General features: G+C 60.4%; 23 protein-coding genes. 12 read left to right on the top strand and 11 right to left on the bottom strand.

From position 1 onward, the window contains the following. Nucleotides 1–8: 8 nt before the first annotated feature. On the top strand, nucleotides 9–1301 hold the full coding sequence (locus VWY34_RS08095) for an O-acetylhomoserine aminocarboxypropyltransferase/cysteine synthase family protein (protein WP_416534734.1): 1293 nt from the start codon (nucleotides 9–11) through the stop codon (nucleotides 1299–1301). 60 nt (nucleotides 1302–1361) lie between these two features. Here VWY34_RS08095 and VWY34_RS08090 read toward each other — a convergent pair whose 3' ends face one another. Further along, nucleotides 1362–2078, bottom strand: a complete 717-nt coding sequence (locus tag VWY34_RS08090; RefSeq protein WP_416544038.1) for an SIMPL domain-containing protein — start codon at nucleotides 2076–2078, stop codon at nucleotides 1362–1364. 169 nt (nucleotides 2079–2247) lie between these two features. On the opposite strand from VWY34_RS08090, the gene VWY34_RS08085 reads away from it, so the two are divergent. Continuing rightward, a complete protein-coding gene (locus VWY34_RS08085; RefSeq protein ID WP_416558542.1) occupies nucleotides 2248–4929 on the top strand; it encodes a hypothetical protein in 2682 nt (893 codons plus the stop codon). A 111-nt stretch (nucleotides 4930–5040) separates the two neighbouring features. Here VWY34_RS08085 and hppD read toward each other — a convergent pair whose 3' ends face one another. Then, a complete protein-coding gene (hppD, locus tag VWY34_RS08080) occupies nucleotides 5041–6141 on the bottom strand; it encodes a 4-hydroxyphenylpyruvate dioxygenase (protein WP_340544789.1) in 1101 nt (366 codons plus the stop codon). A gap of 144 nt (nucleotides 6142–6285) precedes the next feature. Here hppD and VWY34_RS08075 point away from each other — a divergent pair, with 144 nt between their 5' ends. The 3 genes from VWY34_RS08075 (at nucleotide 6286) to VWY34_RS08065 (ending at nucleotide 10164) form a co-directional block, all read left to right on the top strand. Further along, nucleotides 6286–6741, top strand: coding sequence for an Lrp/AsnC family transcriptional regulator (locus VWY34_RS08075; RefSeq protein ID WP_416544036.1), 456 nt, complete (start codon nucleotides 6286–6288; stop codon nucleotides 6739–6741). 62 nt (nucleotides 6742–6803) lie between these two features. After that, complete coding sequence (locus VWY34_RS08070; protein WP_416534731.1) at nucleotides 6804–8024, top strand: PAS domain-containing protein; 1221 nt, start codon at nucleotides 6804–6806, stop codon at nucleotides 8022–8024. A 247-nt stretch (nucleotides 8025–8271) separates the two neighbouring features. After that, nucleotides 8272–10164 carry a monovalent cation:proton antiporter-2 (CPA2) family protein gene (locus VWY34_RS08065; RefSeq protein ID WP_416544035.1) on the top strand — a complete coding sequence of 631 codons (1893 nt, stop codon included), beginning with the start codon at nucleotides 8272–8274 and terminating at the stop codon, nucleotides 10162–10164. A gap of 29 nt (nucleotides 10165–10193) precedes the next feature. Here the strand turns inward: VWY34_RS08065 and cobT are convergent, their stop codons facing one another. Next, entirely contained in the window at nucleotides 10194–11210 is a 1017-nt protein-coding gene (gene cobT, locus VWY34_RS08060) for a nicotinate-nucleotide--dimethylbenzimidazole phosphoribosyltransferase (protein ID WP_340544785.1), read from the bottom strand. Nucleotides 11211–11309: 99 nt separating this feature from the next. Here cobT and VWY34_RS08055 point away from each other — a divergent pair, with 99 nt between their 5' ends. Further along, nucleotides 11310–12068, top strand: a complete 759-nt coding sequence (locus VWY34_RS08055; protein ID WP_416544034.1) for an adenosylcobinamide-GDP ribazoletransferase — start codon at nucleotides 11310–11312, stop codon at nucleotides 12066–12068. Between the two features lie 20 nt (nucleotides 12069–12088). Here VWY34_RS08055 and VWY34_RS08050 read toward each other — a convergent pair whose 3' ends face one another. The 6 genes from VWY34_RS08050 to VWY34_RS08025 form a co-directional block, all read right to left on the bottom strand. Beyond that, the gene (locus VWY34_RS08050) at nucleotides 12089–12862 is read right to left on the bottom strand and encodes an ion channel (RefSeq protein ID WP_340544783.1); all 774 of its coding nucleotides are present in this window, start codon (nucleotides 12860–12862) and stop codon (nucleotides 12089–12091) included. A gap of 181 nt (nucleotides 12863–13043) precedes the next feature. Then, the gene (locus tag VWY34_RS08045) at nucleotides 13044–13553 is read right to left on the bottom strand and encodes a CarD family transcriptional regulator (RefSeq protein WP_340544782.1); all 510 of its coding nucleotides are present in this window, start codon (nucleotides 13551–13553) and stop codon (nucleotides 13044–13046) included. A 364-nt stretch (nucleotides 13554–13917) separates the two neighbouring features. Continuing rightward, nucleotides 13918–14256 carry a ferredoxin FdxA gene (gene fdxA, locus VWY34_RS08040; RefSeq protein WP_008559821.1) on the bottom strand — a complete coding sequence of 113 codons (339 nt, stop codon included), beginning with the start codon at nucleotides 14254–14256 and terminating at the stop codon, nucleotides 13918–13920. A gap of 63 nt (nucleotides 14257–14319) precedes the next feature. Further along, nucleotides 14320–14694, bottom strand: coding sequence for an RNA-binding S4 domain-containing protein (locus tag VWY34_RS08035; protein ID WP_340544781.1), 375 nt, complete (start codon nucleotides 14692–14694; stop codon nucleotides 14320–14322). Nucleotides 14695–14713: 19 nt separating this feature from the next. Next, complete coding sequence (locus VWY34_RS08030; protein WP_416544033.1) at nucleotides 14714–17722, bottom strand: helicase-related protein; 3009 nt, start codon at nucleotides 17720–17722, stop codon at nucleotides 14714–14716. A gap of 41 nt (nucleotides 17723–17763) precedes the next feature. Continuing rightward, nucleotides 17764–18333: a tetratricopeptide repeat protein gene (locus VWY34_RS08025; protein ID WP_416544032.1), complete on the bottom strand. Its 570-nt coding sequence runs from the start codon at nucleotides 18331–18333 to the stop codon at nucleotides 17764–17766. A 97-nt stretch (nucleotides 18334–18430) separates the two neighbouring features. Between VWY34_RS08025 and VWY34_RS08020 the strand changes: the two genes are divergently transcribed. From VWY34_RS08020 to VWY34_RS08000, 5 genes are all read left to right on the top strand, one after another. Next, nucleotides 18431–18718: an SCP2 sterol-binding domain-containing protein gene (locus VWY34_RS08020; RefSeq protein ID WP_340544777.1), complete on the top strand. Its 288-nt coding sequence runs from the start codon at nucleotides 18431–18433 to the stop codon at nucleotides 18716–18718. Beyond that, nucleotides 18718–19680: an alpha/beta hydrolase gene (locus VWY34_RS08015; protein ID WP_340544776.1), complete on the top strand. Its 963-nt coding sequence runs from the start codon at nucleotides 18718–18720 to the stop codon at nucleotides 19678–19680. Before VWY34_RS08020 ends, VWY34_RS08015 begins: the two co-directional genes overlap by 1 nt. Nucleotides 19681–19842: 162 nt before the next feature. Next, complete coding sequence (locus tag VWY34_RS08010; protein ID WP_416544031.1) at nucleotides 19843–21687, top strand: M3 family oligoendopeptidase; 1845 nt, start codon at nucleotides 19843–19845, stop codon at nucleotides 21685–21687. After that, nucleotides 21684–21878, top strand: coding sequence for a hypothetical protein (locus tag VWY34_RS08005; RefSeq protein ID WP_416544030.1), 195 nt, complete (start codon nucleotides 21684–21686; stop codon nucleotides 21876–21878). The genes VWY34_RS08010 and VWY34_RS08005 overlap by 4 nt, the downstream gene beginning before the upstream one ends. 420 nt (nucleotides 21879–22298) lie before the next feature. Continuing rightward, nucleotides 22299–22760, top strand: coding sequence for a DUF995 domain-containing protein (locus VWY34_RS08000; RefSeq protein WP_340544773.1), 462 nt, complete (start codon nucleotides 22299–22301; stop codon nucleotides 22758–22760). Nucleotides 22761–22922: 162 nt separating this feature from the next. On the opposite strand, the gene VWY34_RS07995 is transcribed toward VWY34_RS08000, so the two are convergent. After that, nucleotides 22923–24044 carry a serine/threonine protein kinase gene (locus VWY34_RS07995; protein WP_416549002.1) on the bottom strand — a complete coding sequence of 374 codons (1122 nt, stop codon included), beginning with the start codon at nucleotides 24042–24044 and terminating at the stop codon, nucleotides 22923–22925. 201 nt (nucleotides 24045–24245) lie between these two features. Continuing rightward, nucleotides 24246–24515 (bottom strand): DksA/TraR family C4-type zinc finger protein, encoded by a 270-nt coding sequence (locus VWY34_RS07990; RefSeq protein ID WP_340544771.1) that lies wholly within the window; start codon nucleotides 24513–24515, stop codon nucleotides 24246–24248. A 266-nt stretch (nucleotides 24516–24781) separates the two neighbouring features. Here VWY34_RS07990 and VWY34_RS07985 point away from each other — a divergent pair, with 266 nt between their 5' ends. After that, a complete protein-coding gene (locus VWY34_RS07985) occupies nucleotides 24782–25396 on the top strand; it encodes a glutathione S-transferase family protein (protein WP_416545165.1) in 615 nt (204 codons plus the stop codon). The last annotated feature ends 31 nt before the right edge of the window (nucleotides 25397–25427 follow it).

The raw sequence follows: 25427 nt of genomic DNA, 5'->3' as shown, positions 1-25427 counted from the left end.
GCACATCCATGTCTGAAGCGCCAAGCTACGGGTTCGACACATTGCAGATTCACGCGGGCGCCAAGCCCGATCCGGCCACCGGTGCGCGGCAGACACCGATCTACCAGACCACGGCCTATGTGTTCCGCGATGCAGATCACGCCGCCGCCCTGTTCAATCTGCAGGAAGTTGGCTTTATCTATTCGCGCCTGACCAACCCCACGGTCGCCGTACTTCAGGAGCGCATTGCGACCCTGGAAGGCGGCGTCGGCGCGGTCTGCTGCTCTTCCGGCCACGCAGCACAGATCATGGCGCTGTTCCCGCTGATGGGCCCGGGCCGTAACGTCGTTGCATCGACGCGCCTTTATGGAGGCACCGTCACCCAGTTCAGCCAGACCATCAAACGCTTTGGCTGGTCAGCGAAATTTGTCGATTTTGACGACCCGGATGCGGTTGCTGCCGCAATTGATGACGATACACGGGCCGTATTCGGGGAATCGGTCGCCAACCCCGGCGGCTATGTGACCGATATCCGCTCGATTGCGGATGTTGCAGATGCGGCGGGCGTGCCGCTGATCATCGACAACACATCTGCCACGCCATACCTCTGCAATCCAATTGCCCATGGTGCGACGCTGGTGGTGCATTCCACCACGAAATACCTGACCGGCAATGGTACCGTCACCGGCGGCGTGATTGTCGATTCCGGCAAATTCGACTGGTCGGCAAATGACAAATTCCCGTCGCTGTCGCAGCCCGAACCGGCCTATCACGGGCTGAAGTTCCACGAGACCTTTGGCGGGCTGGCCTTTACCTTCCACGGGATTGCCATCGGTCTGCGTGACCTCGGCATGACGATGAACCCACAGGCCGCGCATTACACCTTGATGGGGGTCGAAACCCTTAGCCTGCGGATGGAACGCCACTGCGAGAACGCCAAAACCGTTGCGTCCTGGCTCGAACAGGATCCGCGGGTTGATTATGTGACCTATGCGGGGCTGCCCTCGTCGCCATATCACGCCCGTGCCAAGGAGCACTATCCCAAGGGCACCGGCGGGCTGTTCACCTTTGCGGTCAAGGGCGGCTATGACGCCTGTGTCAAACTGGTGAACTCTCTCGAGATTTTCAGCCATGTCGCGAACCTTGGCGATACCCGGTCGCTGATCATTCACTCGGCCTCCACCACCCACCGTCAGCTGACGCCGGAACAGCAGGAAGCCGCCGGCGCCGGGGCCAATGTCGTGCGTGTCTCGATCGGGATCGAAAATGCTGAAGACCTGATCGCCGATCTGGATCAGGCGCTGACCGCCGCCACCAGCTAGGGCAACGGCACTGCCAAAACATGAAAAAGGCCGGGTTACCCCGGCCTTTTTGTTATGTGGTTAGTCGGCGTCGGTGGATGTGATATCGTAGACAACCGACACGCTGTGACTAAAGCTCAGCTCGCCGGCCTCGATCGGCATAGGGGCGCTGCGGGCCATCTCCATCGCCATCATCGGCTGGCCACCGCCGGTCTCGCGGTCATGGATCGACCGTACCGGCCCCAGTTCGACCCCAGCGGCTTCGGCGAGCTGGGTCGCCTTGCGCAGGGCATCCTTTACCGCTGCCCCCCGGATCTGGTCCTGCACCTTGGCTGGATCGGCCACACCAAAGCTAAGCCCGCGGAAATCATTGGCGCCGACCCTCAGCACCTGATCAAGCACCTCGCCCAGGCGATCCAGATCGCGGATCCTGAGGGCCAGGGTATTTGACGCCGAGAACCCGGTTATCTTGCGGCGCCCGTCATCATAGCTGCGATCCTGCGACCAGACCGGGTTGAGCGAGATCTGCTGGGTCTGCATATCCTCAGCCGCGATGCCGGCCGCTCTCAACTCATCGACGACCTCCACCATCTTGGTCGAGACGGCCGACATGGCCAGCGCGGCCTCATCAGCTTCTTCGGTCACGCCAAGCGTGATTGTTGCCAGCGTGGGCGTGACCGCGATACGTGCGTCCCCGGTGACGGCAATCTGCCGGTCGATGCGGGTTTCATCGGCACTTGCCAGACCTGTTGCCAGCACGACGGCCAGGGCCGAGGCCAAAATATGTGTCGCTTTCATAGAACTGCTCCCTTTCTGAGGTGTTACATGGGGATGGCAATTGACCGCCTGCAAGGGGGAAATGGTGTCTTTTCCTTTCCCTTGCGCCCGCTCTGCCGTATGGTCTGCGCCAAGATCGCCTTGCCACACTGGGGTATGGGCACATTAGAGCTGAAGGCGTGTTTGCATCATGAAACCGGGGTTTGCACTCTCTCTGTCCTCCACCGGCGTTTGCCTGTTGCAGCGAGCCGCTGGTGGCTGGCGTCAGATTGGCACGGTTGCGCTGGATGTGGAGGATCTGGGTGAGGCATTGGCAGACCTGCGCCGACTGGGCGAACGGTACGCCCAGGGGCCGATCGCCTGCAAGCTCATCATTCCCAATGATCAGATCCGTTATCTGACCCTTCAGACCGGCGTCACTGACACTGCGGATCGTCGTGCCGCCGCCGAACGGGGACTGGACGGGGCGACCCCGTATCGGGTCGATGAACTGGCCTTTGACCTCAGCGAGGATGGATCGCAGACGCATGTGGCCGCAGTGGCCCGGGAGACACTGCAGGAAGCCGAAGATTTTGCTCTGATGCACGGGTTTCTGCCGGTTGGTTTCGTGGCGGTACCGGGCGATATGGATTTTCTGGGAGAGCCCTACTTTGGTGCCTCGCAGACGTTGCTGCAATCAGGGGAAGAACCGGCTGAGCCTGATGGAATTGCGGTCGTCAACATAGGCCCCGCCGCGCCGCCTGAGCCTGAGCCTGAGCCTGAGCCTGAGCCTGAGCCTGAGCCTGTGGAAAGCACGTCTGACGGCACCGAGGCCAGACCCGGCGAGCAACCGGATGCCCTGCCGACCGATGCCGCTGCTGCCGCCAAGGACGCAACGGCGGACGAAGCGGTTGTGGACACGGCTACAACCGCGCCTGAAGCGAGCGACACTGTCGAAGCCTCTGCGGTAGAGACCGCACCGTCAGCGACAGCCGACACCCCAAGCGACCCCGCCGAACCCGCTGCCGCGACCGGGTTTTCCACGCGCAGGCGCAAGGAGGGCGCAGTCCGGAGCGAACCAACGCTGCGCGCCACGACTGCCGCGGCGGATGTGGCGTCGAGCCCGGCTGGAACTTCCACGGACGCGGCGCAACCGTCAGATAAACCGTCGGGCAAGGTCGCTGCTACAACACCAGGGCTGACTGCGAATGGCAAATCCCCTGATGCTGGTCGCGTGGTCCCGCATGCGGCGTTTGGCACGATCGCCCTGGCAGATAGCCCTGTCGGGTCTGGTGGTGGTCTGGGCAAGGCCCCGGCCATAGTTTCGCCGCCCGCAGCCGCCAAGGCCATCATCCCCCCGGCGCCAAAACCATCGGGTCCAGCGCCTGTCCTGCCCCGCGATGAAATGGTTGAGATTTCCCTGACGGACACCCCGAAGGATAAGAAATCCCTGCATGAAGCAGGCAAGGCTGCTCTGCTGGTCGGCGTCAGAAAGAAAAAAATCGGCGGCAAACCACGTTTCCTGGGGCTTGCTCTGGTGACGGCTCTGCTCCTATTCATGGCAATCGTGGCCGCCTGGGCCATACTTGCGGAAAAGCAGACGCGCAACGCCGTGACTGATGGCACCGCGGTCCCTCTGGACACGCCCGAGACCGCTGAGGCTGGCGACATTGCCCCACAGGTAAGCGCCATTCCCGATCAGCCGGACGATGGTTCCCTGCTGCCGCTGGACAACATCACCGATGACGCCGCCGCCGTGCCCTCCGACCCGGCAGAGAGCGACGTGGATGGGCTTTCCAGTACCGATACGGCGGTTCTGGATGCCCTGCGGCTTGAACAGGAGGGACCCGAAGCGGCGGAGCAGACGCTGACCGAAGACCTCGATCTGGCAGAGCTGGCACCTGAGGCGGACCCAGAAATGGGCGACGCCGAACAGGATACACCGCTGACCCGCGCCGCCCAATATGCGGCCACAGGTATCTGGCAGCACGCCCCCGAAACGCCGGAGGCACCGGGGGCGGAGAACCTCGAGACGCTTTACGTGGCCTCGATTGACCCGACAGATATTTCCGAAGATGCCATCGCGCTGCCGGATCCGGATCTCTACGCGACCGACCTGCAACTTGGTTCGGTCAGCACGCCAACGGCCGCCGGGCAGCAGTTTGAACTGGATGAGCGCGGCTTGGTCAAAGCGACTCCGGAAGGCAGCCTGAACCCGGATGGGGTCATGGTGTTCCTCGGTCGCCCGGAAAAAATCCCTCCGCCGACACCGGCCCGCCCCGACCCCGAAGTTGCAGCGGCAGCAGAGGAAGCCGCGCGACAGGCGATCCTGTCGGAACTCCGGCCGAAGCAACGCCCCAGAGATCTGGTTGAGCAGAACGAACGGGCCCAGCTCGGCGGGTTGAGCCGCGCCGAGCTGGGCGCCTTACGTCCCCGCCCGCGCCCGCCCGGACTGAAACCCGCTGAAGAGAACAGCCTGCCTGCAACCGCACAGGCCATTGCGCGCTCCGTGGTTCCGCGCGCGCGGCCGGCCAATTTTGCCAATCTGGTCGATCGTGCCCAACGCAACCCGCAGCGCAACGCGGAGCCGAGCATTGCCGAAGCCGTTGCCAGCAGCCCGCCGCAGACCGTGACGCCCCGGATCCCGTCCAGTGCGTCCGTGGCCCGTCAGGCCACGATCGACAACGCGATCAACCTGCGGCGCGTGAACCTGATTGGTGTCTATGGCACCCCTTCAAATCGCCGGGCGCTGATCCTGATGCCCAATGGGCGGTACAAGAAGGTGAAGGTCGGAGACCGGATCGACGGTGGCCGCGTTGTCGCTATCGGCGACAGCCAACTGCAATACCAGAAAGGCAATCGAAATCTGACGCTGAAAATTCCGAGTGGCTAATTCCGAGTGGCTAGGGGCCGCATCTTAACTGAAGACGCTCATTCGAAGCTGACTTGTCAAAGCCGGACCTGCATAGGCCCGGCTTCTTTGGTTCAGTGGGGTAAGGGGCAGTTATTCTACCCCTGTAAGCTCTCCATTGGCGATCTGCTCGCGCTCGATCGATTCAAACAGAGCCTTGAAGTTCCCCTCGCCGAAACCATCGTCGCCCTTGCGCTGAATGAACTCAAAGAAGATCGGCCCGATCACGGTCTTGGAGAAGATCTGTAGCAGGATCTTGGTTTCGCCCCCGTCAACGACCCCTTCGCCGTCGATCAGGATGCCGTGTTTCTGCATCCGGTCCAGAGGCTCGTCATGACCGACGACACGATCATGGCTCATCTCATAATAGCTCGCGGGCGGCGCCGGCATGAAGGTGATCCCGCGTTCGGAGATTTCGTCGGTCGCCCCATAGATGTCCTCGGTCCCGACAGCAATGTGCTGGATACCTTCACCGTTGTATTTCTTCAGATAGGACACGATCTGCCCGGTTTCGCCACGATCTTCGTTGATCGGAATGCGGATCCGGCCACAGGGGGAGGTCAGCGCGCGGCTCAACAGGCCGGTGAACTTGCCCTCGATATCAAAGAAGCGGATTTCCTTGAAGTTGAACAGTTCACCGTAGAACTTGAACCACTTGTCCATATTGCCCTTGTAGACATTGTGGGTCAGGTGATCGAGGTAGTAGAAGCCGACGCCGCGTGGTTTGGACTGCTTCAGCCACTCGAACTCTTCGTTATAGGGCGAGGTGTCATAGTACTGGTCGATGAAGTAGATCAGAGAGCCGCCGATCCCTTTGATCGCGGGCACATCCATGGTCTTGTCGTCGCCCTCATAGGCTTCGGCGCCTTTGGACAGGGCATGTTCGAACGCTTTTTGCGCGTCAACCACCCGCCAGCCCATCGAGGGTGCGCAGGGACCATGCTCGGCCACGAATTTCTCGGCAAAGCTACCGGCCTCGGCATTCAGGATATAGGTGATATCGCCCTGCTGCCACAGCTCCACGCCGGGCTTTGCCTTATGATGACCAACCAGCTCATAGCCCATGCGCGTAAACAGATCGCGCAGCTCCTGAGGCTCGGGGTGAGCGAATTCGACAAATTCAAAACCATCGGTGCCGGCCGGGTTTTCGGCGCTGATGACGGACTTCGGGGCATTATGCGGGAATGGACCCATGCGGCTTCCTCCAGATCGGGAATGGTGTAGCTGCATCCAGAATACCGCAATTCCGATGCTTGTTTTGCGCATAGTTTAGGTTACACCTAGGGCCAGATGCGGAGAACGCGCATTCATCGAGTGATTTACGTGAAAGTTCCGCACATGTTGGACGCAACCGATCAGAAACTGCTGGCAGCCTTGCAGAAGGATGCCCATCTTACCGCACAGCAGCTGGGAGAATTGCTGAATCTCTCTGCCAGTCAGGCGGGGCGACGCAGGCAGCGACTGGAGGTCGATGGCTATATCCGCAGCTACGAGGCGCGGCTTGATCCTGACAAGTTGGGGTTGAGCGTACAGGGGTTTGTTCAGGTTCACCTGGAGAGCCACGGACCCGAACAATCTGAGCGATTTTCCCGGTTGGTCAGATCGCGCCCGGAAATCACCTCCGCCTGGACGATGACGGGCGAAGCGGACTATTTACTTAGGGTATTTTGCACTGATTTGGCCGCCCTGAATCGACTTTTGCATGAAATTTTACTGCCACATCCCACTGTTGCGCGGGTCCAAAGTCAGATCGTCATGGCACAATTAAAAAGCGATGGCCCCCTGCCAACTTAAGGTTCCGTGAACACTCGTGCGATATACAAACACGGTACAGACTCAGAGATTGGATAGAGACCGTGTCCTTTGTAGATCGTCGCATTGAAAGCCGCCCCTCCCGCGGAGAAGCCCCATTTGGGCTGAACGAAGTATTTTTCTCGCGCACTGACAGCCGCGGGGTCATTCTTGCCGGTAACTATGTATTTCGAAGGGTGTCCAATTACGACTGGGAAGAGCTGCTGGGCGCGCCGCATCGCACCATTCGCCACCCGGACATGCCCAAGGGCGTGTTTCAACTGTTCTGGGACACGATCAAAAGCGGCCAGACCATGGGCGCCTACGTCAAAAACAAATCGAAGGATGGCCTGTATTACTGGGTCTATGCGGTTGTCGTGCCCTGCGGCGATGGCTATCTGTCGGCCCGCCTCAAACCCAGCAGCAAGATCTTTGACAACGTGCGCGCCCTATATACCAAGCTGTTGGCTGCTGAAAAAGACGAAGGTCTGTCGCCAGAGGAAAGCGCCGAACGGCTGAAGAGCTGGATCGTCGAACATGGTTACGAAAACTACCGCCAATTCGCCACAAAAGCGATGAGCGAAGAACTGATCGCACGAGACATCGGGCTGGAGAACGAGCCGGATCAGATGATCGTCGATCTGTGCAAGATGCTGGCCAACGCCAAGACGCTTGTTGCGGAAACCGAAGGTCTGATCAAAGATTTCGACGCCATGCACACGATCCCGCATAACCTGCGGGTCATCGCGTCGCGCATTGAGCCGTCAGGCGGTCCGGTCACCGTGCTCTCGCAGAACTACGGTGCTATGTCGCGCGAGATGTCGGATTGGTTCGCGGCCCATGTAATGGGGAAAGACAGCAATTTTGCGGTGATTGAAACCGCCGTCGATGATTCACTGTTTGTCGAATGTATGGTTCGCGTTCTGAAGGAATGCGACATCCAGCTTCAGAAAGAGCGGCGCAGCCTTGGCGATGTCGACATGCAGGGCGAGCGTGAGGTACTGGCCGAACTGGTGGCTGCGCAGCTTGAGCGCGCCGGCAAAGGACTGGATCAGGTGGACCGCGAGGCCTCGCGCATCATGCATGCCTGTCAGGTCATGCACCGACATTTTCTTGGCCTCAGCTCAACCCGTGTCCTGTGTAAGATTGAAAGCGCCCGCCTGCCGGAATCGGGCGAGACACTTGCCGATATCATCGACCAGCTCGGCGTGTTTCAGGAACGTATTTCCCATCGCCTGGAACGTATCGCCAAATTGAGCAATGAAATCCGCTCGCTGGAACGCTGACACTGACCAAGCTGTTATGCGGCTCATTCTTTCGCATGGCGCTTTCGCGCGCCTGACCGGGGGCACTCCTTGCTGTGGAGCGCCTCCGGGGTTCGTTGATCCCTCCGTATTTTGACATCCACGGCCGTGTCTCTGCCCGGTCTCATGATCGGTGGTGTGAAAGGCCGACCGGCGGCAACGCTCCGCTATCGGGACGGCGGCATGTTAGACGTTGCCAACACGCCCTACGCTTGCGATATCAAAGCCTATGGACGCATTTCTTTATCAGGCGACAATTTACCTAGCAGCCGCTGTAATTGCGGTGCCCATCGCGGCGCGGTTGGGCCTCGGTTCCGTGCTTGGCTATCTGGCGGCCGGGATTATCATCGGACCGGTTTTTGGCTTCGTCGGAAGCGAAGCAGAAGACCTGCGGCATTTCGCCGAATTCGGCGTCGTCATGATGCTGTTCCTGATCGGATTGGAGCTTGAGCCGCGCGCGCTTTGGGCAATGCGGAACAAACTGCTTGGCCTTGGGGGGGTACAGATCCTTCTCAGCACTGTGGCCCTGATGGGCGCGGCCATGCTGGCGGGGGAGACCTGGCAGGTCAGCCTGGCCGTTGGTCTGGCGCTCTCGCTCTCGTCAACTGCGATCGTCTTGCAGACCCTCTCGGAGAAAGGCCTGATGCGTACCGGTGGCGGGCGGGCGACATTCTCGGTGCTGCTGACACAGGATATCGCGGTCATCCCGATTCTTGCACTGCTGCCCCTGCTCGCTGCCCAGCATGGCGCTCAGATCATTGGCGATGGATCCATTGCGCGCAGCGCCGAGGAAGCCCATGCGGCCTCCGGCCACGCAACGCTTTCTCTGGTCGAAGGGCTGCCCGGCTGGGCCGTGACGCTGGTCACCATTGGCGCGATTGCGTCCATTGTGCTGGCCGGTGTCTATCTTGCCCGCCCGGTCTTCCGCTTCATCCACGCATCGAATCTACGGGAGATGTACACCGCCCTGGCGCTGATGATCGTCGTCGGCATTTCCTTCCTGATGACGCTGGTTGGTCTCTCGCCTGCGCTTGGCGCCTTTCTGGCCGGGGTTGTTCTGGCCAACAGCGAATTTCGCCATGAACTCGAAAGCGATCTCAACCCTTTCAAGGGGCTGCTGCTGGGGCTGTTCTTCATCACGGTCGGGGCTGGCATCAACTACCGCCTGTTCCTGGCCGAGCCGGGCGATCTGATCGGCCTTGCGCTTCTCGTCATCCTTGCAAAAGGCATAGTGCTTTATTTTGTCGGCAAGGCCTTCGGCCTGAAGAAACGAAATCACTGGCTGTTTACGCTGGGCCTTGCACAGGCGGGGGAGTTTGGCTTTGTCCTGCTGGCATTTTCGCGGCAGCTCAATGTCGTGCCGCCCGAGCTGTCGGAAAAGCTGCTTCTGGTGATTGCATTGTCGATGCTGATCACCCCGCTTCTGTTCATCCTTTATGACGTGCTGTCGAAATACAGCAAGGACAACCCCAAGGAACAGGCCGCCGACGAAATCGATGAAGAAGGTCCCGTCATCATAGCCGGGATTGGCCGCTTTGGTCAGATTGTCAATCGTCTGGTGCGCGCCAGCGGGTTCAACACGGTTGTGCTCGATAGCAATATGGCCTCGGTACAGCTGATGCGCCGGTTCGGGGTGAAGAGCTTCCTCGGCGATCCGACCCGGCCAGAGCTGCTAAAAGCCGCGGGGATTGCCAAGGCCAAGGTTCTGGTTGTCGCATTGGATGATCGCGAGGCCGCGCTGAGGCTGGTCGCCCATGCCCGTCGCGGCCATCCGGAGCTGCATATCGTTGCGCGCGCCTTCGACCGCAACCACGTGTTTGAGCTCTATAAGGCGGGGGCGAATGATATCGTCCGCGAGATGTTCGACAGCTCGCTTCGCGCGGGGCGCTACGTTCTTGAGCAGATCGGCCTAAGCGAATATGAGGCCGCACAGGCTGAACAGACCTTTTATGCGCATGACCGCCATACTGTGCGGGAACTGGCGAGCCTCTGGATCCCGGGCACGCCGGCCAGTGAAAACCCAGCCTACATCGCCCGCGCCCGCGAGTTGGAAAAAGATCTGGAAACAGCGCTGCTGGAGCTTGCCGAAGCCAAGAAGTCCACTGACCAGAAGTCAGCCTGAGCGCCGATCCTGCCCCGTCGCGCCCCGGCCTAGCTGACGGAGACGCCCGCCTCTTCAAATGTCGCCATACCGCTGTGGCAGGCAACGGCGGCCCGCAGGACCTGGATCGCCAAAGCCGCACCCGATCCCTCGCCAAGGCGCAGGTCAAGCGAGAGAAACGGCGGCTTGCCCAGGTGGGTCAACAGCGCGGCATGGGCGCTTTCGGCGCTCTGGTGACCCGCGACCGCATGATCCAGCGCCGCCGGATGGGTCCGCATCAAGCAGGCCGCAGCGGCACAGCAGATAAAGCCATCAAGAATAACCGGGATGCGCATCATGCGGGCCGCAGTCATCGCCCCGGCCATGGCTGCAATCTCGCGCCCGCCCAAACGGCGCAGCGCCTCGACACCGTCGGTGATGGCAGGGCCATGCAAGGCCACTCCTTCGGCCACGACCCGGGTTTTGTTGGCAAGCCCGGTATCATCAATACCGGTCCCCCGGCCGGTCCAATCCGCAGCGTCGCCGCCAAACAGCGCGCAGGCCAGCGCTGCGGCGGGTGTCGTATTGCCGATGCCCATTTCGCCGACAACAAGCAAATCCGCAGCCGGATCCACCGACTTCCACCCGGTCTGAAGCGCGCTGAGCAGCTCGACGCTGTCCATGGCGGCGCCTTTGGTGAAATCCTGAGTGGGTTTTTCAAGATCAAGGCTGTGAACATCCAGCCGGGCGCCTGCCAGCTTGGCCAGCTGATTGATCGCCGCGCCGCCGTGTTTGAAGTTCGCGACCATCTGCGCTGTCACTTCACTGGGAAAGGCAGACACCCCCTGCTCCACAATCCCGTGGTTGCCGGCAAAGACGATCACCTGCGGCGCGCGGATCACCGGGCGCTCGCTTCCGCGCCAGCTGCCGTACCAGATTGCCAGATCCTCAAGCCGCCCCAGCGAACCAGGCGGTTTGGTCAGTTGACTGTTGCGCTCGGCGGCAGCGGTCTCAGCCTGTTCGTCCACCCCCGGGGCCTGCGCAAGCTGCGCACGAAAGTGATCAAGCGAAAAGAGCGGTGACAGCATTGAAAGCCTCATTGCATCGAAGGGGTCGTCGCAGGTAAAGCGGATCATCCGTATGTACCCGTTCATCTTGACACCGCAAGCCCTCTGTGAGGCCCGCAAATGCGAAAAAACGACATATCTGGCATAGATTTTCTACTCGTGTTGATCTTGTTGACACGTTTGCCGATGCCAAAGTTGCAAAAACAACAGTTTGCGCGCCATGCGCACGCGGTCTGGGCCTTCCCCTTTGCCGGGGTTGCCGTTGCGTTACCTGCCTGCATTCTGTCGATGATGGTGCTGGCCTTCGGGCTCAGCCCGATGGTCGCGGCGGGGATTGCGCTGCTGACGCAGACAGTGCTGACCGGGGCGATGCATGAGGACGGGCTGGCCGATACAGCTGATGGGTTCTGGGGTGGCTTCACGCGGGAGCGGCGGCTGGAGATCATGAAGGACAGCCATATCGGCACCTATGGCGTTCTGGCCCTGATCCTGAGCGTTGGCCTACGCTGGATGGCGTACGCCAGCATTCTGACGGCGGCCGCCCCCTGGGCCCTACTGCCTGTTGCAATGCTGAGCCGGGCCATGATGCCACTGGTGATGGCCGCGCTTGCGAATGCGCGCGGCTCGGGTCTGTCATCCTCCGTCGGCCGACCGCCTTGGCGTGCCTGCGGGCTGGGGCTGGCGATTGCGGGTCTGGTGGCGCTGCTGATACTGGGCTGGTCAGGCTGGGGCGTATTGCTGGCCATGCTTGCCGCGACAGCCGTGATCGCGGCAACCGCGCGTACCAAGATTCGCGGACAAACCGGGGATGTGCTGGGGGCGACGCAACAGCTGAGCGAGCTTTCCGGGTTGCTGGTCCTTGCGGCGGCGCTTGGCTGAACAGCCACGCCTGGTTCCGGTCACTCCACCCCGCTGGTGCGGATTTTCAGCTGCCCGCCGCAATGTTTACAATGCACCGCGTCGATATCGTGGCGCGTCAATCCGCATTGGCTGCAGGTGTAGCGCACCCGCTGGGGGTTAAAGATCGCCTGCGCCAGCCGCACGAACAAAGTCACCCCCACAACCATGACAAAAACCGAAAATGTCTTGCCAGCTGGTGTGGCCATGGTGATGTCGCCGAAGCCGGTCGTGGTCAGTGTCGCCACGGTAAAATACAGCGCGTCAATGTAAGGATAATCGCTGCCGGATGTATCCATGAAGAACACCAGAGCCGTCATCGAGGTTGCGAAGACAAAGATGAAGAGGTTGATCCCCGCGATGATTGCATCTTCATGGCGGCGGAAAAACCGGCTGTCGCGCCGCAGGTCCTGTAGCAGATGATAGGAGTGGATCAGCCGCAGCCCTCGTAGGATACGTAGGAAAGCCAGCCCTCCCGGCAGGATCGTCTCCAGCAGCAGTGAGATCAGCACCACTATGTCGGCCAGCGTATAGATGCGCCAGAGCAGTTTGCGGCGGTTGCCGCTGATCCAGAACCGCGCCGCCAGATCCAAAGCGATGACGACACCGGCCATCCAGCTCAGCCCGATCAGCCAGGGACCGTGGGGAATATGGGCCGTCGACATGAAAAATAGAATTGTAACCGCATCAAATCCGATCAGCCCGTAGCGAAACCGGACCGACGCGCTGTCGGTCCCGCGATAGAGATCGGTCAGGCGAGTCTTTAGGTCCGTCATGGTGTTCTCTGCTCGTTTTTGGGGTCTTGGCTCGACGTGTCACATACGAACGCCGTCACGATCCACATGTCCAGCGCCTAAAGCATAGCGCAGAAACGAAAAAGGCCACGCCCTGGAGCGCGGCCTAGGTTTCTTTGTTCGTATATCCGATGGATCGGACCCTGCGGCGATCAGATCTGGATCAGGCCGCGCGGGAGGTCAGCACCTCGTCCACCTGCTTGGCGGCGGAGATTTCGTCACCACCTGAAACCGCCGCAACCTCGCGCGTCAGACGCTCAAGTGCCGCTTCATAGAGCTGACGCTCGGAATAGCTTTGTTCACGCTGGTCATCAGTGCGGTGCAGGTCACGGACCACTTCAGCAATGGAGATCAGGTCACCGGAATTGATCTTCTGCTCATACTCCTGGGCGCGACGCGACCACATGGCGCGTTTGACTTTCGCCTTGCCTTTGAGCGTGGTCATGGCTTTGGCGATCACATCGGGGGAGCTGAGCGACCGCATGCCGATTTCGGTGGCTTTATTGGTCGGCACCCGCAGTGTCATCTTGTCCTTCTCAAAGGTGATCACAAACAGTTCCAGCGTGAAGCCGGCCACTTCCTGCTCTTCGATCGAGATGATCTGGCCAACGCCATGGGCAGGGTACACAACATAGTCGTCAGGGCGGAATTCAGGCTTCTTCGATTTAGTCATACAGGTCTTTCCTCGCTCTGTGCCGACCTTCGGGTCGGCTGGGCTGCCACACATCCACGCGCGCGGTGATCCGAATACCCGCACCCACAGAAATGCCGCAGAAAAACCGCCATAGGACCCGTGCGTCGCAGGGCGCACAGTCAAGGCGGACATCCGTGGTTGGTCATTTACTGAAAGAGTATATCATATTTTCTGCCCCACAAAAAGGCAGCGCTCCGTGAAACATCATGGTCCCAATGGATCCAGACCCGAAAAATGCCATAAAACGGCGGGTCTCCGGTGCGGCCCGTTCCCGGACCGCGCAGTCTTGCAAAGGTGAGTCGCGAAGCAACCAGCCAGCTGGAGCCGCAGACACCTGCTGTTATCAGCCGCCTTCGCCGGGAGCTTCGGAGAAGTACTTCTCCAACTTGCCTTCTTCTCCGTCGCGTTCCTCTGCATCTGGCAGTGGATCTTTCTTGGAGACGATGACTGGCCACATTTCGGAGTATTTCCGATTGAACTCAACCCATTTGTCCATATCCGGCTCGGTATCCGGGCGGATCGCATCGGCGGGGCATTCCGGTTCGCAGACGCCGCAGTCGATACATTCATCCGGGTGAATCACCAGGGTATTCTCGCCCTCGTAGAAACAATCGACCGGACAGACTTCGACGCAGTCGGTGTATTTGCAGGCGATGCAGTTATCCGTAACGACATAAGTCATGGTGGCCGAGTCCCGTAGCTGTTTGGCTTGTAGCTAATTCACCCGAGCGCCGGCTTCAAGATGTCAAAACGCGCCATCCCGGCGACTAAGATCAAGCGCCCTGCGCTCTTTCTTATCCGGGCGACCTTTTCCTTCGTAGCGCGGATTACGCGGCACGGGGTCCTGTTTTTCGGTCAAATCAAAGTACAGCGCCTGTGCCTCTGGAGCAGGTCCGCGCCGTGTTCCAAGTGCTTCGACCCGGACGGTCCGGATGATGCGCCCTTGAGGGAAGGTCAGAACGTCCCCAAGAGAGACGTTCTGAGCCGGTTTTGCAATCTTGTTGCCATTGAGACGGAGATGGCCCGCGCTGACCATCTTGGCGGACAGGCTACGGGTCTTGAAGAACCGCGCCTGCCACAACCATTTGTCGATCCTGATCTTTTCAGAGACCTGCGTCATCCATGGCACCAGCAGCCGATCAATCGGATTGTTTCAGTCCCATCAGCGCCGCTGCAAAGGGATTGTCGGGATCAATCTGCTTTTCCTTCTTCGGCGGGCGGGCCGAATAGGTTTTGCTGCCCTGATCCTGACGGCCACCCTTCTTGCCGGGCTTGCCATCGCGGCCAGGCTTGCCGCCACGTGGTTTGCCCTTGCCGCGCACAGCGTCGCCGCCACGCTTTGCACCGCTCTCGCCAGCGTCCTGACCGCGACGGCCACCGCCGCGGTGGCCGCCCGTCTTCCGGGCGCGCCCCCAGGTGAAGGTGTAGAACACCTCCATCTCAAGCTCGTCTACATTGGCATCGGCAGCTTCGCCAACCGGGGTCTCGATCTCGGCGGTCTCGGGGATCGGATCAACTGCTGCCGGGTCGGCCATGGTTTCTGCAACCGGTGCCACCCCTGCGTCCTCAATCGCCGCAACATCACCCGGAACATCGGCTGGCGCATCAGGATCAGCGGTAACTGTTTCAGTGACGGCAGCGGTATCGGTCTCATCCGGGGCGGCGGCAGGCGTGTTTTCAACCTGTTGCGCCGCGTCCATCACCGGGATATCCGCATCAGGCGTGCTGGTTTCGGTGACCACGGTGTCAACCGCCTTGGCCTTGATCCGCTCGCCCTTGTCGGCCTGATAGCCAAGCCCCTGCATCAAATCTGCAAACTGCTCCAGCGTCATGCCGGTGATCGACAGCATGTCGGCCTTGGCCTCGAACCCGCCACGGCTGTCTTCGGCGCGCAGCATGTCTGCAAGACGTTCGAGCATGTCGATACGGATCATGCGTTCGCCCGCGTTGCGATACCCGCACATGGTATCATAGCCCTGCGGAGCATCCTTGATCACAGGAACGGTCACCAGACCGGCAGGCGGTGCATCGGGGAATTCGCCAAGACCCTCGGACAGAGCCCAGAGCACCAGCCGCAGGCGGGTCGGCGCCGGCTTCAGAAGCAGCGGCATGAAGATGGTGAACTGGCCAAAGCGGATGCCATGTTTGCGCAACGCGCCACGTGCATCCTGGTCCAGATCTTTCACTTCCTGCGCGACACTGCCGCGCGGCAGCAGACCCAGACCCTCGACCATACGGAAGGCAAAGCCACGGGCCAGGCCGGTCAGCTCCTCGTCGCGCTGCAGGTTGAGCAGCGGCTCAAACAGCGCGTTGATCTTGCGTGAGATGAAATGTTGCAGGCGGCGTTCGACCTTCTGGGCCACATCTGGGCCCGCAGTATCGTCGACAAACACCTCGATGCGCGGATTCAGCGGGTCAGCGCCGGCCACCAATTTGCCGACAGCATATTCACCCCACATCAGGCCGCCCTGATCGGTAAAATCAATTTCGGTATCCGGCGCGTTGTAAAAACGGTCAGCCCGGAGATGGAAATGCGGTGCGAGTGCTTGCAGGGAGGCGGATTTCAACGCCTTTGCCTCGGCGCCTTGTGCGCCCTTGTCCGGCGAGAACCGGAACCCTTCAAGACGACCAACGAATTCACCTTCGACGGTCACTTCACCCTTATCATTCACTTCGGCCAAAAGGGCCTCCTTCTGTTTGAGCCGGCGCAAAAGCACGGATGTGCGCCGGTCCACAAATCGCTGAGTCAGACGTTCGTGCAAGGCGTCCGACAATCTGTCTTCTACAGCGCGCGTCTCCCCGCGCCAATGACTTTCATCACGGACCCAGCCGTTCCTTTGTGCGACATAGGTCCATGTACGTATAAAGGCCAAACGTTTCGACAATGCGTCAATGTCGCCATCAACCCGATCAATCCGTTTGACCTGCCGCGCCAGCCAGTCGTCCGGGACAACGCCTGAGTCGTGCAAATACTGGAACAAAACGCCCAAGAGCCCCGAATGTTCCGATTGCGAGATACCGCGAAAATCCGGGATGCGACAGATATCCCAGAGCAATCGTACCGAGGGCGCGTTGGTTGTGCGCGCCAGAATTTCATCCTGCTGGGACAACGATTTCAAGGCGATAAGATCGTCCGCTTCGCGGGCGCGGATCAGGTTCTGATCGTCAGGCGCTGATTCGAGAGAGCGGATCAGTGCCTCTACCGTGCCGAATTGCAGCGCCGAGGAACGCCAGTTCAATTTCTTCAACGGCGTGAACCGGTGTTCCATGATCGCCTGCGCGACGCCATCCTCCAGCGGCGGGGCATCGCCGGTAACCCCAAAGCTGCCGTGACTCATCCCGCGCCCTGCCCGCCCCGCGATCTGGGCCAGTTCATTCGGGGCCAATTGCCGCATCCGGCGACCGTCAAATTTGCTGAGCGAAGAAAAGGCGACGTGATCGATATCCAGATTGAGACCCATGCCGATGGCATCGGTCGCGACCAGATAGTCCACCTCGCCATTCTGGTAGAGCTCGACCTGGGCGTTGCGGGTCCGGGGGCTGAGCGCGCCCATCACAACGGCTGCCCCGCCCTTCTGTCGGCGCAACAGTTCGGCGATGGCATAGACATTGTCGATGGAGAACCCGACGATAGCGGTGCGCGCAGGCATCCGGCTGAGCTTCTTGGATCCGGCATAGACCAGATCCGAAAGCCGTTCGCGGCGCATAAACTGCACGCCCGGAACCAACGCAGCAATCGGCCCGCGCATGGTGTCAGCGCCAAGAAACAGCGTCTCATGAGTGCCACGCGCCCTTAGCAGACGGTCGGTAAAGACATGGCCCCGTTCCGGGTCGGCGCAGAGCTGGATTTCATCCACCGCAAGGAAATCGCAGCCCATCCCCTCGGGCATCGCCTCAACAGTGCAGATCCAGTATTGTGCGCGCGGCGGCACGATACGCTCTTCACCGGTGATCAGTGCCACCACCGACGGGCCACGGGCGGCGACGACCTTGTCATAGACCTCGCGCGCCAGAAGCCGCAACGGGAATCCCATGACACCCGTGCGATGCCCCAGCATACGTTCAATCGCATAGTGCGTCTTGCCGGTATTGGTCGGCCCCAAAACCGCCAGGACCCGGGCGCTCCCGGAACTCTGCGTGCCTGTCATGATATTGCCCTCAACGCCCGAACCGAGCTCAACTGTCCGCCCTAAAGCTCTTTGCCCTCGACTTCGGTCTTCAGCCGGTCGAGCGCGCTGGTTATCGCCTCGTGGTGCGGATGTATAGCCTGCGCCCTTTTATAGGCCTCATAGGCGTTTTGCGGGTCATTGAACTGTTCGAACATCGCCCCCAGCGCAAAAATCGCATTGTAGTCGTTGGGGTTCAGCATCAGCGTCTGCTCCAGATCGCCCACGGCAGGGCCATAGAGGCCCGCGGTGAAATACGCCCGTGCGCGCTCGTACCAGCCCATGGCAAATTCTGGCGCATGATCGGTCAGCGCAGTCAGATGCTCGATGGCAATCCGGGTATCGCCGCGGTCCAGCGCGTCCTTGCCACGTTTCAAAAGCAGGTCCATCGCAGGCGAGCCGCTACTGTTCCAGAGCGCCTGCAGGGATCTGTCCAGACCGATGGCTTCCTGCGGGTCGGCATCGGACAAAGCGGCCAGCAGGTCCGCCTCGCCCTGAACCTCCTGAGCGTGACCTTGCAAAGGCACGGAAAACAGGACTGTCAAAGACGTTGCCGCCACGATAGCTTTGAGATTGGAGAATTTTGCAACCATGATGGGTTAAGTGTAACCGCGCAGACTGCGTTTTCCAGAGTGGGAAGGACATCCTTCACATAAATTTGCAGGCTGCGGACCAAAATGAGGACTGAACATGAGCGAAACGCTGACCCAAGCAGCAGAAACGCTGAACGCAAAAATGGATGGTGGCTTTGACGGCTCCGCCAAATTCGACATCACCGGCATGGGTACCATCATGCTGGATCAGAACGGGGCCCGCGTCGCCGACGAAGAGGCAGAGGTCACCATGACCGCCGACGCAGAGACGTTTCAGTCCATCATCGAGGGTGAACTGAATCCGACCACCGCGTTCATGAGCGGCAAGCTGACCATCGACGGTGACATGGGCACCGCGATGAAACTGGCATCGGCGATGGCCTGATGGACGCGCGCCCGATGGATCTGACCCCCGCTCCCTTCTTTGCCGATATCGCGCGAGGACCAGACGGCGGGCAGGCCCATTGGGTGAGCACCAGCGATGGCCTGCGCATCCGCGTGGGCCATTGGCGCCCTGCGGGCGCTGAGAAGGGCACGTTACTGCTGTTTCCCGGGCGCACCGAATATATCGAAAAATACGGCGGAGCTGCCCAGGATCTGGCAAGCCGAGGCTATGCAACGCTGGCAATCGACTGGCGCGGCCAGGGGCTGGCGGACAGGATGCTGCCGGAGCGGCTTCTGGGTCACGTCGTCGCCTTTCGCGATTTTCAGAAAGACGTCCAAGCGGCGGTCGAGCTGGCCGATCGGCTCGCTCTGCCGAAACCATGGTTCGTCCTCGGCCATTCTATGGGCGGCGCCATCGGTCTGCGCGCAGTCATGGAAGGGCTTCCGGTCAAAGCCTGCATTTTTTCCGCGCCGATGTGGGGAATTCAGATCCCGCCCGCGCTGCGGCCCGTGGCGCGGCTGCTCAGTTCTATGGGTGACCGGTTCGGCATCGGCGCAATGCGGACCCCGACGACAACCCTAGCCCCATATGTGCAGGCCAGCCCGTTCGAGGGCAATTCGCTCACCAATGATCCTGAGATGTACCGCCTGATGCAGGATCAGCTTGCGGCACAGCCCGATCTGTCGCTTGGCGGGCCGACCGTCCGATGGCTGGGCGAAAGCCTGCGAGAATGTGCAGCCCTTGCGAAAATGCCCTCACCCGCACTGCCCTGCATCACCTTCCTCGGCACACAGGAACAGATCGTCAATACGGCAGCCATTCATGACCGGATGGCGCGCTGGCCGGGCGGCGAACTGGATCTGGTCGAGGGGGCGCAGCATGAGGTGATGATGGAAGGGGCTGAAACCCGCCGCGCCATTTTTGACAAGATCACCCGTTTATTCGATCAATACGCAGACTAGGTTCACCCCGGACAGGCTGACGCGATCAGCGTTCTTAAAATCTCGCGCGCAGTGCCCCCTGCCCGGCCAATAAATCGCCGCCCGACGCGGGCCGCTTGCTTGTGATCCCCAGCCCTCGCGCTTAGATGTCGGAGAAGACACACAACAGCCCGAGGTGCCCTGATGTTCAACGCTCCCTTCCTTGACCGCGACCTGATGCGAGACGCCAACGCCAATACTGCGGGCGGTGCCGGGCCGGATGGGCTGGGCAATCTGCCTGAGTGGGATCTGAGCGACCTCTACACCTCTGAGGATGCGGCAGAGTTGGACCGCGACCTCAACTGGCTGGAGAAAGAATGCGCCAGTTTCGCCAGTGACTACGAAGGCAAACTGGCCGATCTGGATGCCGACGGTCTGCTGGCCTGCGTCTTGCGCAACGAGAAGATCAACGCCATCGCCGGGCGGATCATGTCCTTTGCTGGTCTGCGCTATTATCAGCTGACCACCGATGCCGGTCGCGCCAAATTCATGTCCGACATGCAGGAGAAGGTAACGATCTTCACCACGCCGCTGGTGTTCTTCTCGCTTGAAATCAACCGGATTGAAGACGCGGCACTGGAGGCCCATTTCGCCGCCAACAGCGATCTCGCCCGCTACAAACCGATTTTTGACCGTATTCGCGCGATGAAGCCTTATCAGCTGTCTGACGAGCTGGAGAAATTCCTGCATGATCTGGGCGTTGTAGGCGACGCCTGGGAGCGGCTTTTTGACGAAACGATTGCCGGCCTCACCTTCACCGTTGACGGCGAAGAGTTGAACATCGAAGGCACGCTGAACCTGTTGACCGAACAAGACCGCACCAAGCGGGAAGCCGCGGCGCGCGAACTTGCCCGGGTGTTCTCCGACAACATCAAGATCTTTGCCCGTGTCCACAATACCCAGGCCAAGGAAAAGGAAATCCTGGACCGCTGGCGCGGGATGCCCTCTCCGCAGATGGGACGCCATCTCTCCAACCACGTCGAGCCGGAGGTCGTCGAGGCCCTGCGAGAAGCTGTGGTGGCCGCCTACCCCAAGCTGTCGCATCGCTATTACGAGCTGAAGCGCAAATGGCTGGGGCTGGACCGGATGCAGGTCTGGGACCGCAATGCGCCGCTGCCAATGGAGACCTCCCGCACCGTCAAATGGGAGGAAGCACGCAAGATGGTGATGGATGCCTATAGCGCTTTTGATCCGCGCATGGGCGATCTGGCAGAGCCGTTCTTTGACAAGGGCTGGATCGACGCCGCCGTGAAACCGGGCAAGGCGCCGGGGGCATTTGCTCACCCGACCGTCACCGATGTGCACCCCTATGTGATGCTGAACTACCTCGGCAAACCGCGCGATGTGATGACGCTCGCGCATGAGCTGGGCCACGGCGTGCACCAGGTACTTGCAGCCGAGCAGGGCGAAATGTTGTCGTCAACGCCGCTGACGCTAGCGGAAACCGCATCTGTGTTCGGCGAGATGCTGACCTTCCGCAAGATGCTGGAAAACGCCAAGGACCAGAACGAGCGCAAGATCCTCTTGGCAGGCAAGGTCGAGGACATGATCAACACGGTTGTGCGCCAGATCGCGTTCTATGACTTTGAATGCAAATTGCATGCCGCCCGCGCCGAAGGCGAGCTGACCCCTGATGACATCAACGCGCTGTGGATGTCGGTACAGGCCGAGAGCCTTGGTGAAGCCTTTGATTTCATGGAGGGCTACGAGACCTTCTGGACCTATGTGCCGCATTTTGTCCACTCCCCCTTCTACGTCTACGCCTATGCTTTCGGCGACGGGCTGGTGAACGCGCTCTACTCCGTCTACGCCGAGGGGGCCGAAGGGTTCGAGGACAAGTATTTCGACATGCTGAAGGCAGGCGGCTCCAAACACCACAAGGAACTTTTGGCGCCCTTTGGCCTGGATGCTTCTGATCCCACCTTCTGGGACAAGGGCCTAAGCATGATCTCCGAGATGATTGATGAGCTGGAAGCGATGGAGGGGTGAAGCCCATTACCCTGCGCTCGGTGGCGTGCAGCGAGTTTGATCTGGTCACCCATATAAGTGTGGAACCGGATCAGGTCCGCTTCTCTGGCACCGTGGCGCAGGCCTTTGAAGAAGATGAGGACGGCGTGGATTTTCACGCCATCCTCGACGGCCCCCGCGCGCTGGGGTTCTTGAAGATCGACCGCCTTTAACACGAAACCTATGATTTCGCCTCGGCAGATGAGCTGGGCCTGCGCGCGCTTATGATCGACCGCGGCGCGTAGGGTAAAGGTTATGCCCCCACAGCCGTCTCTGCTTTACAGAGCAATCTGCCGACCCAGTACCCGGCCAGCCATGCAGTGGTGCTGAGGGTGAATTTGCAAAACTCTCCGGCGGTTCGCTGCTATCAGAAAGGCGGGTTTCAGGACACCGGCGGCATCTATCCCCATGGCCTTGCCGGCCCCCGGCACATCCTGCGGATGGCCCTACCGCGCGAATAAACCATCATCAATCGCCGCCAGTTGGCGGTCACCCCAGGCAGCAAAAGCCTTTACACTCCTGGAACCGCACTGTCGGATTTTCGGACAATTTATGGTATAGTTTCGCCGTTCACCAGTTTGAGGGGATGAGTAATGTTTATTTTCAAAAAAATTTGTGTTTTGGCGATTGTGTCAGCCCTGGCAGCGACGCCGGTTTTCGCAGCGGGCCCTGACCGGAAAAACCGCGTAAGCGGACAAACGGTTGTCGAGCTTTATTCCGGCAAGACATGGATCTGGAGCAAAGGGGGCTCGTATTGGGCGCCTGACGGGAGCTTCCAAGCCGTTTGGGAAGACAGCGTTGGCTTGGGAAAATGGTACGCAACCTCAAAGGGCCAGCTGTGCTATGAGGCGCTCTGGTACAGCAGCGAAGGCGGGTCCGGGGATCAGAACAAAGAATGCTTCCGCCATGTAGCAGACAGCAAGGGCCAGCTGTGGAAGTACAGCGACAAGGACCAATCATGGTACAAGCCGACGAAGGAGTTCGCCGAACGCGTGAAGCCCGGGAACAAGATCTCGTCACAGGTCCGCAAGCTGCGCAAGAAATACGGCATCTGACAGCCTCAGACAGCGAGCCGGACCGACTGAGTAGCGACGGTTAGCAACGCATGCGAAACTGGTCCGCAGGATACCTGCACTGGAGACCTGCTCCCGGTAGACAAGTACGGTCAAGATTAACCGTCGAAGAGTGGCGCGCCGTAGCTGACGGCGCGCCACTGCTCACTGATGCGGGAAGTAATCTTCGCAGTCGCCGTCGCGGTAGACATCTGCCGTACAGCAGTGCAACCCGCCGCCAAAGGCATAGGCGTCGCGCAACTCGACCTCGACCACCTCCATGCCCAGCTTGTCCATCTGCTCGGCCTGATAGACCTCGGATTTCTCGACGCAGACGGTTTTCGGATCCAGCACCAGCACGTTCATGCTGAGCCATGTGGAAGAATAACACAGTGGCGGCGGGGTGTTATGGGCGGGCTGCGCCGCGTCAACGATGTCCCAGCCGTTCTTGTTGAACATCTCGCGCTGCTCTTCCGGCAGACGGCGCTGCGGGTTGTTCAGGATCAGCCCCGGGCGCAGCGGTGTGAAAGTGGCGTCGATGTGGATCGGGTACGGATCGCCCGGGAAGTTCACCGTATGCACCCGGTGGTCCGGGAAGTGGCGGCGCAGCCACTCAATGCCCTTGAGGTTCGTTGTGAAGCCGTGCTGCACCACCAGATCCTTGCCAAAGCGCAACACGTCGGCGGCGTCAAACAGCGGCTCTTCCTCGGTGGTGACAAAGAATTTCTCCGCCGCCCATTCCAGCCGCTTGGCCACGCCGATCTTCTCGCTGAGGTAATCCGGGTGGTAATCTGCGTCCGTGAGGCGCGGCTTGGGGGCGGCTTCGTGGCGGAACCTGGGGTCTTCTTCCCAGTATTTCTGCAAAAGCGGGCGGTAGTTCAGGTATTCGAACCAGCGGCAGCGGTAGGACATCGTCGCTTCCAGCATCTCACGGCCGACAGTCAGCAGCACGTCACGCGGCGGCATGCAGCCGAACTGGCTGTCGGTGTGGAAGTCCGGGGTGGTTATCGGCTGGGAATGATCAATCGAAACCGGCCGGTCCACCCGGATACCGCGGTTCTGCAGCAGGCTGGCAAAATTGTCCAATAGCTCATTGGCACGGTCGATGGTTTCCTGCGGGCGGCGACCCCACTGGCCGCGCATGTCGCTGTCTTCCGGCACCTTGGCATCCAGCGCGGGCTCTTCCGGCGGGATGTGGCAATCATCGGCACGGCCCACGATCACATGGCGCAGCGTGTCCCATTCATTCCAGCTTTTGACTTCAGTTTTTTCCGGCGACCAGGCCATGGATGCCTCCCTTGATCTCGGGAGGCAAAGGCGGGGCCTTCAATCTCCCGATTGAAAGTCCCGGCGTACAGGAGCGTGGTTTTGGGCCAGAGCAGTCTGCCTGCGGCGACGCCATCGCCTGTGAGCCCGGCTCGGGATATAGCATCCGCAGATGGCGCGAGGAAGATACTTCGGCGCGATCAAATCGGCGAAAGGACCATGTTACTTCAGCTGGCTGTCCTTGGAGCCGCGCCGATTGATCCCGCCACGCGCCTGCTGGGCGCCGTCGCGTTCCTGCTGACACTCGATACAGAGTTTGACGCCAGGGATCGCCTTACGCCGCGGTTCGGGGATCGGCTCCTCGCAATCGGCGCAATGTGTCAGGCTTTCACCGACAGGAGCGCGCCTCGACCTGAGACGCGCCAGCTCGTCACTGATTGACGCTTCGATCTGTTCACTCACCGCACCATCGCGGGTCCATCCTCCGGCCATACTGTTTCTCCTCCTGTCCTGCGATTTGCTGGTTTCGTCCTGCTGCCCCCCTGGCTGCGAAACGCCCTCCGCACCGCTCGGGTTCCGATATCCGCCGGATCGCAGTCTACAATGCGGGCGCTTTATCGGGAACGAAATCGCGATCCGGGCTGTTGAGTATTCGACGACGGCACCGATGCCGTCTTTCTTTTGTGACCGCGCATCACTGGCATGACAAGTATCTGAGCCGAGCGCGGAATTGACCCACTCTGAAGGAAACGCTGCTCATGCTGAAGATCCACTGCCTCGCCTACTCCCGCGCCATTCGCCTGATCTGGTTGATGGAAGACCTCGGGCAACCCTATGATGTCACAACCTACGACCGCACGGATAACTTCAGGGCGCCTGAAAGCCTTGCCAAGATTCATCCGCTCGGCAAATCGCCTGTGATTGAGGACGCCGACATGAAGATAGCGGAATCGGCGACCTGCCTGCGGTATCTTTCTGATCGCTATGGTGACAGCCGCCATCAACCAGCTCCGGGGACAGCAGACGCATTGCGCCACGACGAGCTGCTCGACTACGTCGAGAGCTCCTTCGCCGACGTTGCGATGGGCGTGCTCCTGCCGGCCCTGAAGGGAGATGATGCTGGCGATGAGGCCAAGAAAGCTCTGGACCTTCATCTGGACTACATCGCCCAGCAGCTTCCTGAAACGGGTTTGCTGTTTGGCGATCAGGCCGCGCTCGCCGATATCCAGTTCTCGTACATCCTCGCCAATCTGGCGGCGATTGGCGCGCTGAAGGATGCGCCGCGCGTCGCGCGCTACTGGACCGATCTGCAGGCACAGGATGGCTACAAGGCCGCAGTGGCGAAGGTGGGACCGATGGCTCCGTCGTTCTGACACGTGGCCCTGCTGTGTCCCCCCAATTGTC

Source organism: Phaeobacter sp. JH20_02 (assembly GCF_048056915.1).
GTDB classification, from domain to species: domain Bacteria; phylum Pseudomonadota; class Alphaproteobacteria; order Rhodobacterales; family Rhodobacteraceae; genus Phaeobacter; species Phaeobacter bryozoorum.
This window is presented reverse-complemented; position numbering and strand designations above follow the sequence as displayed.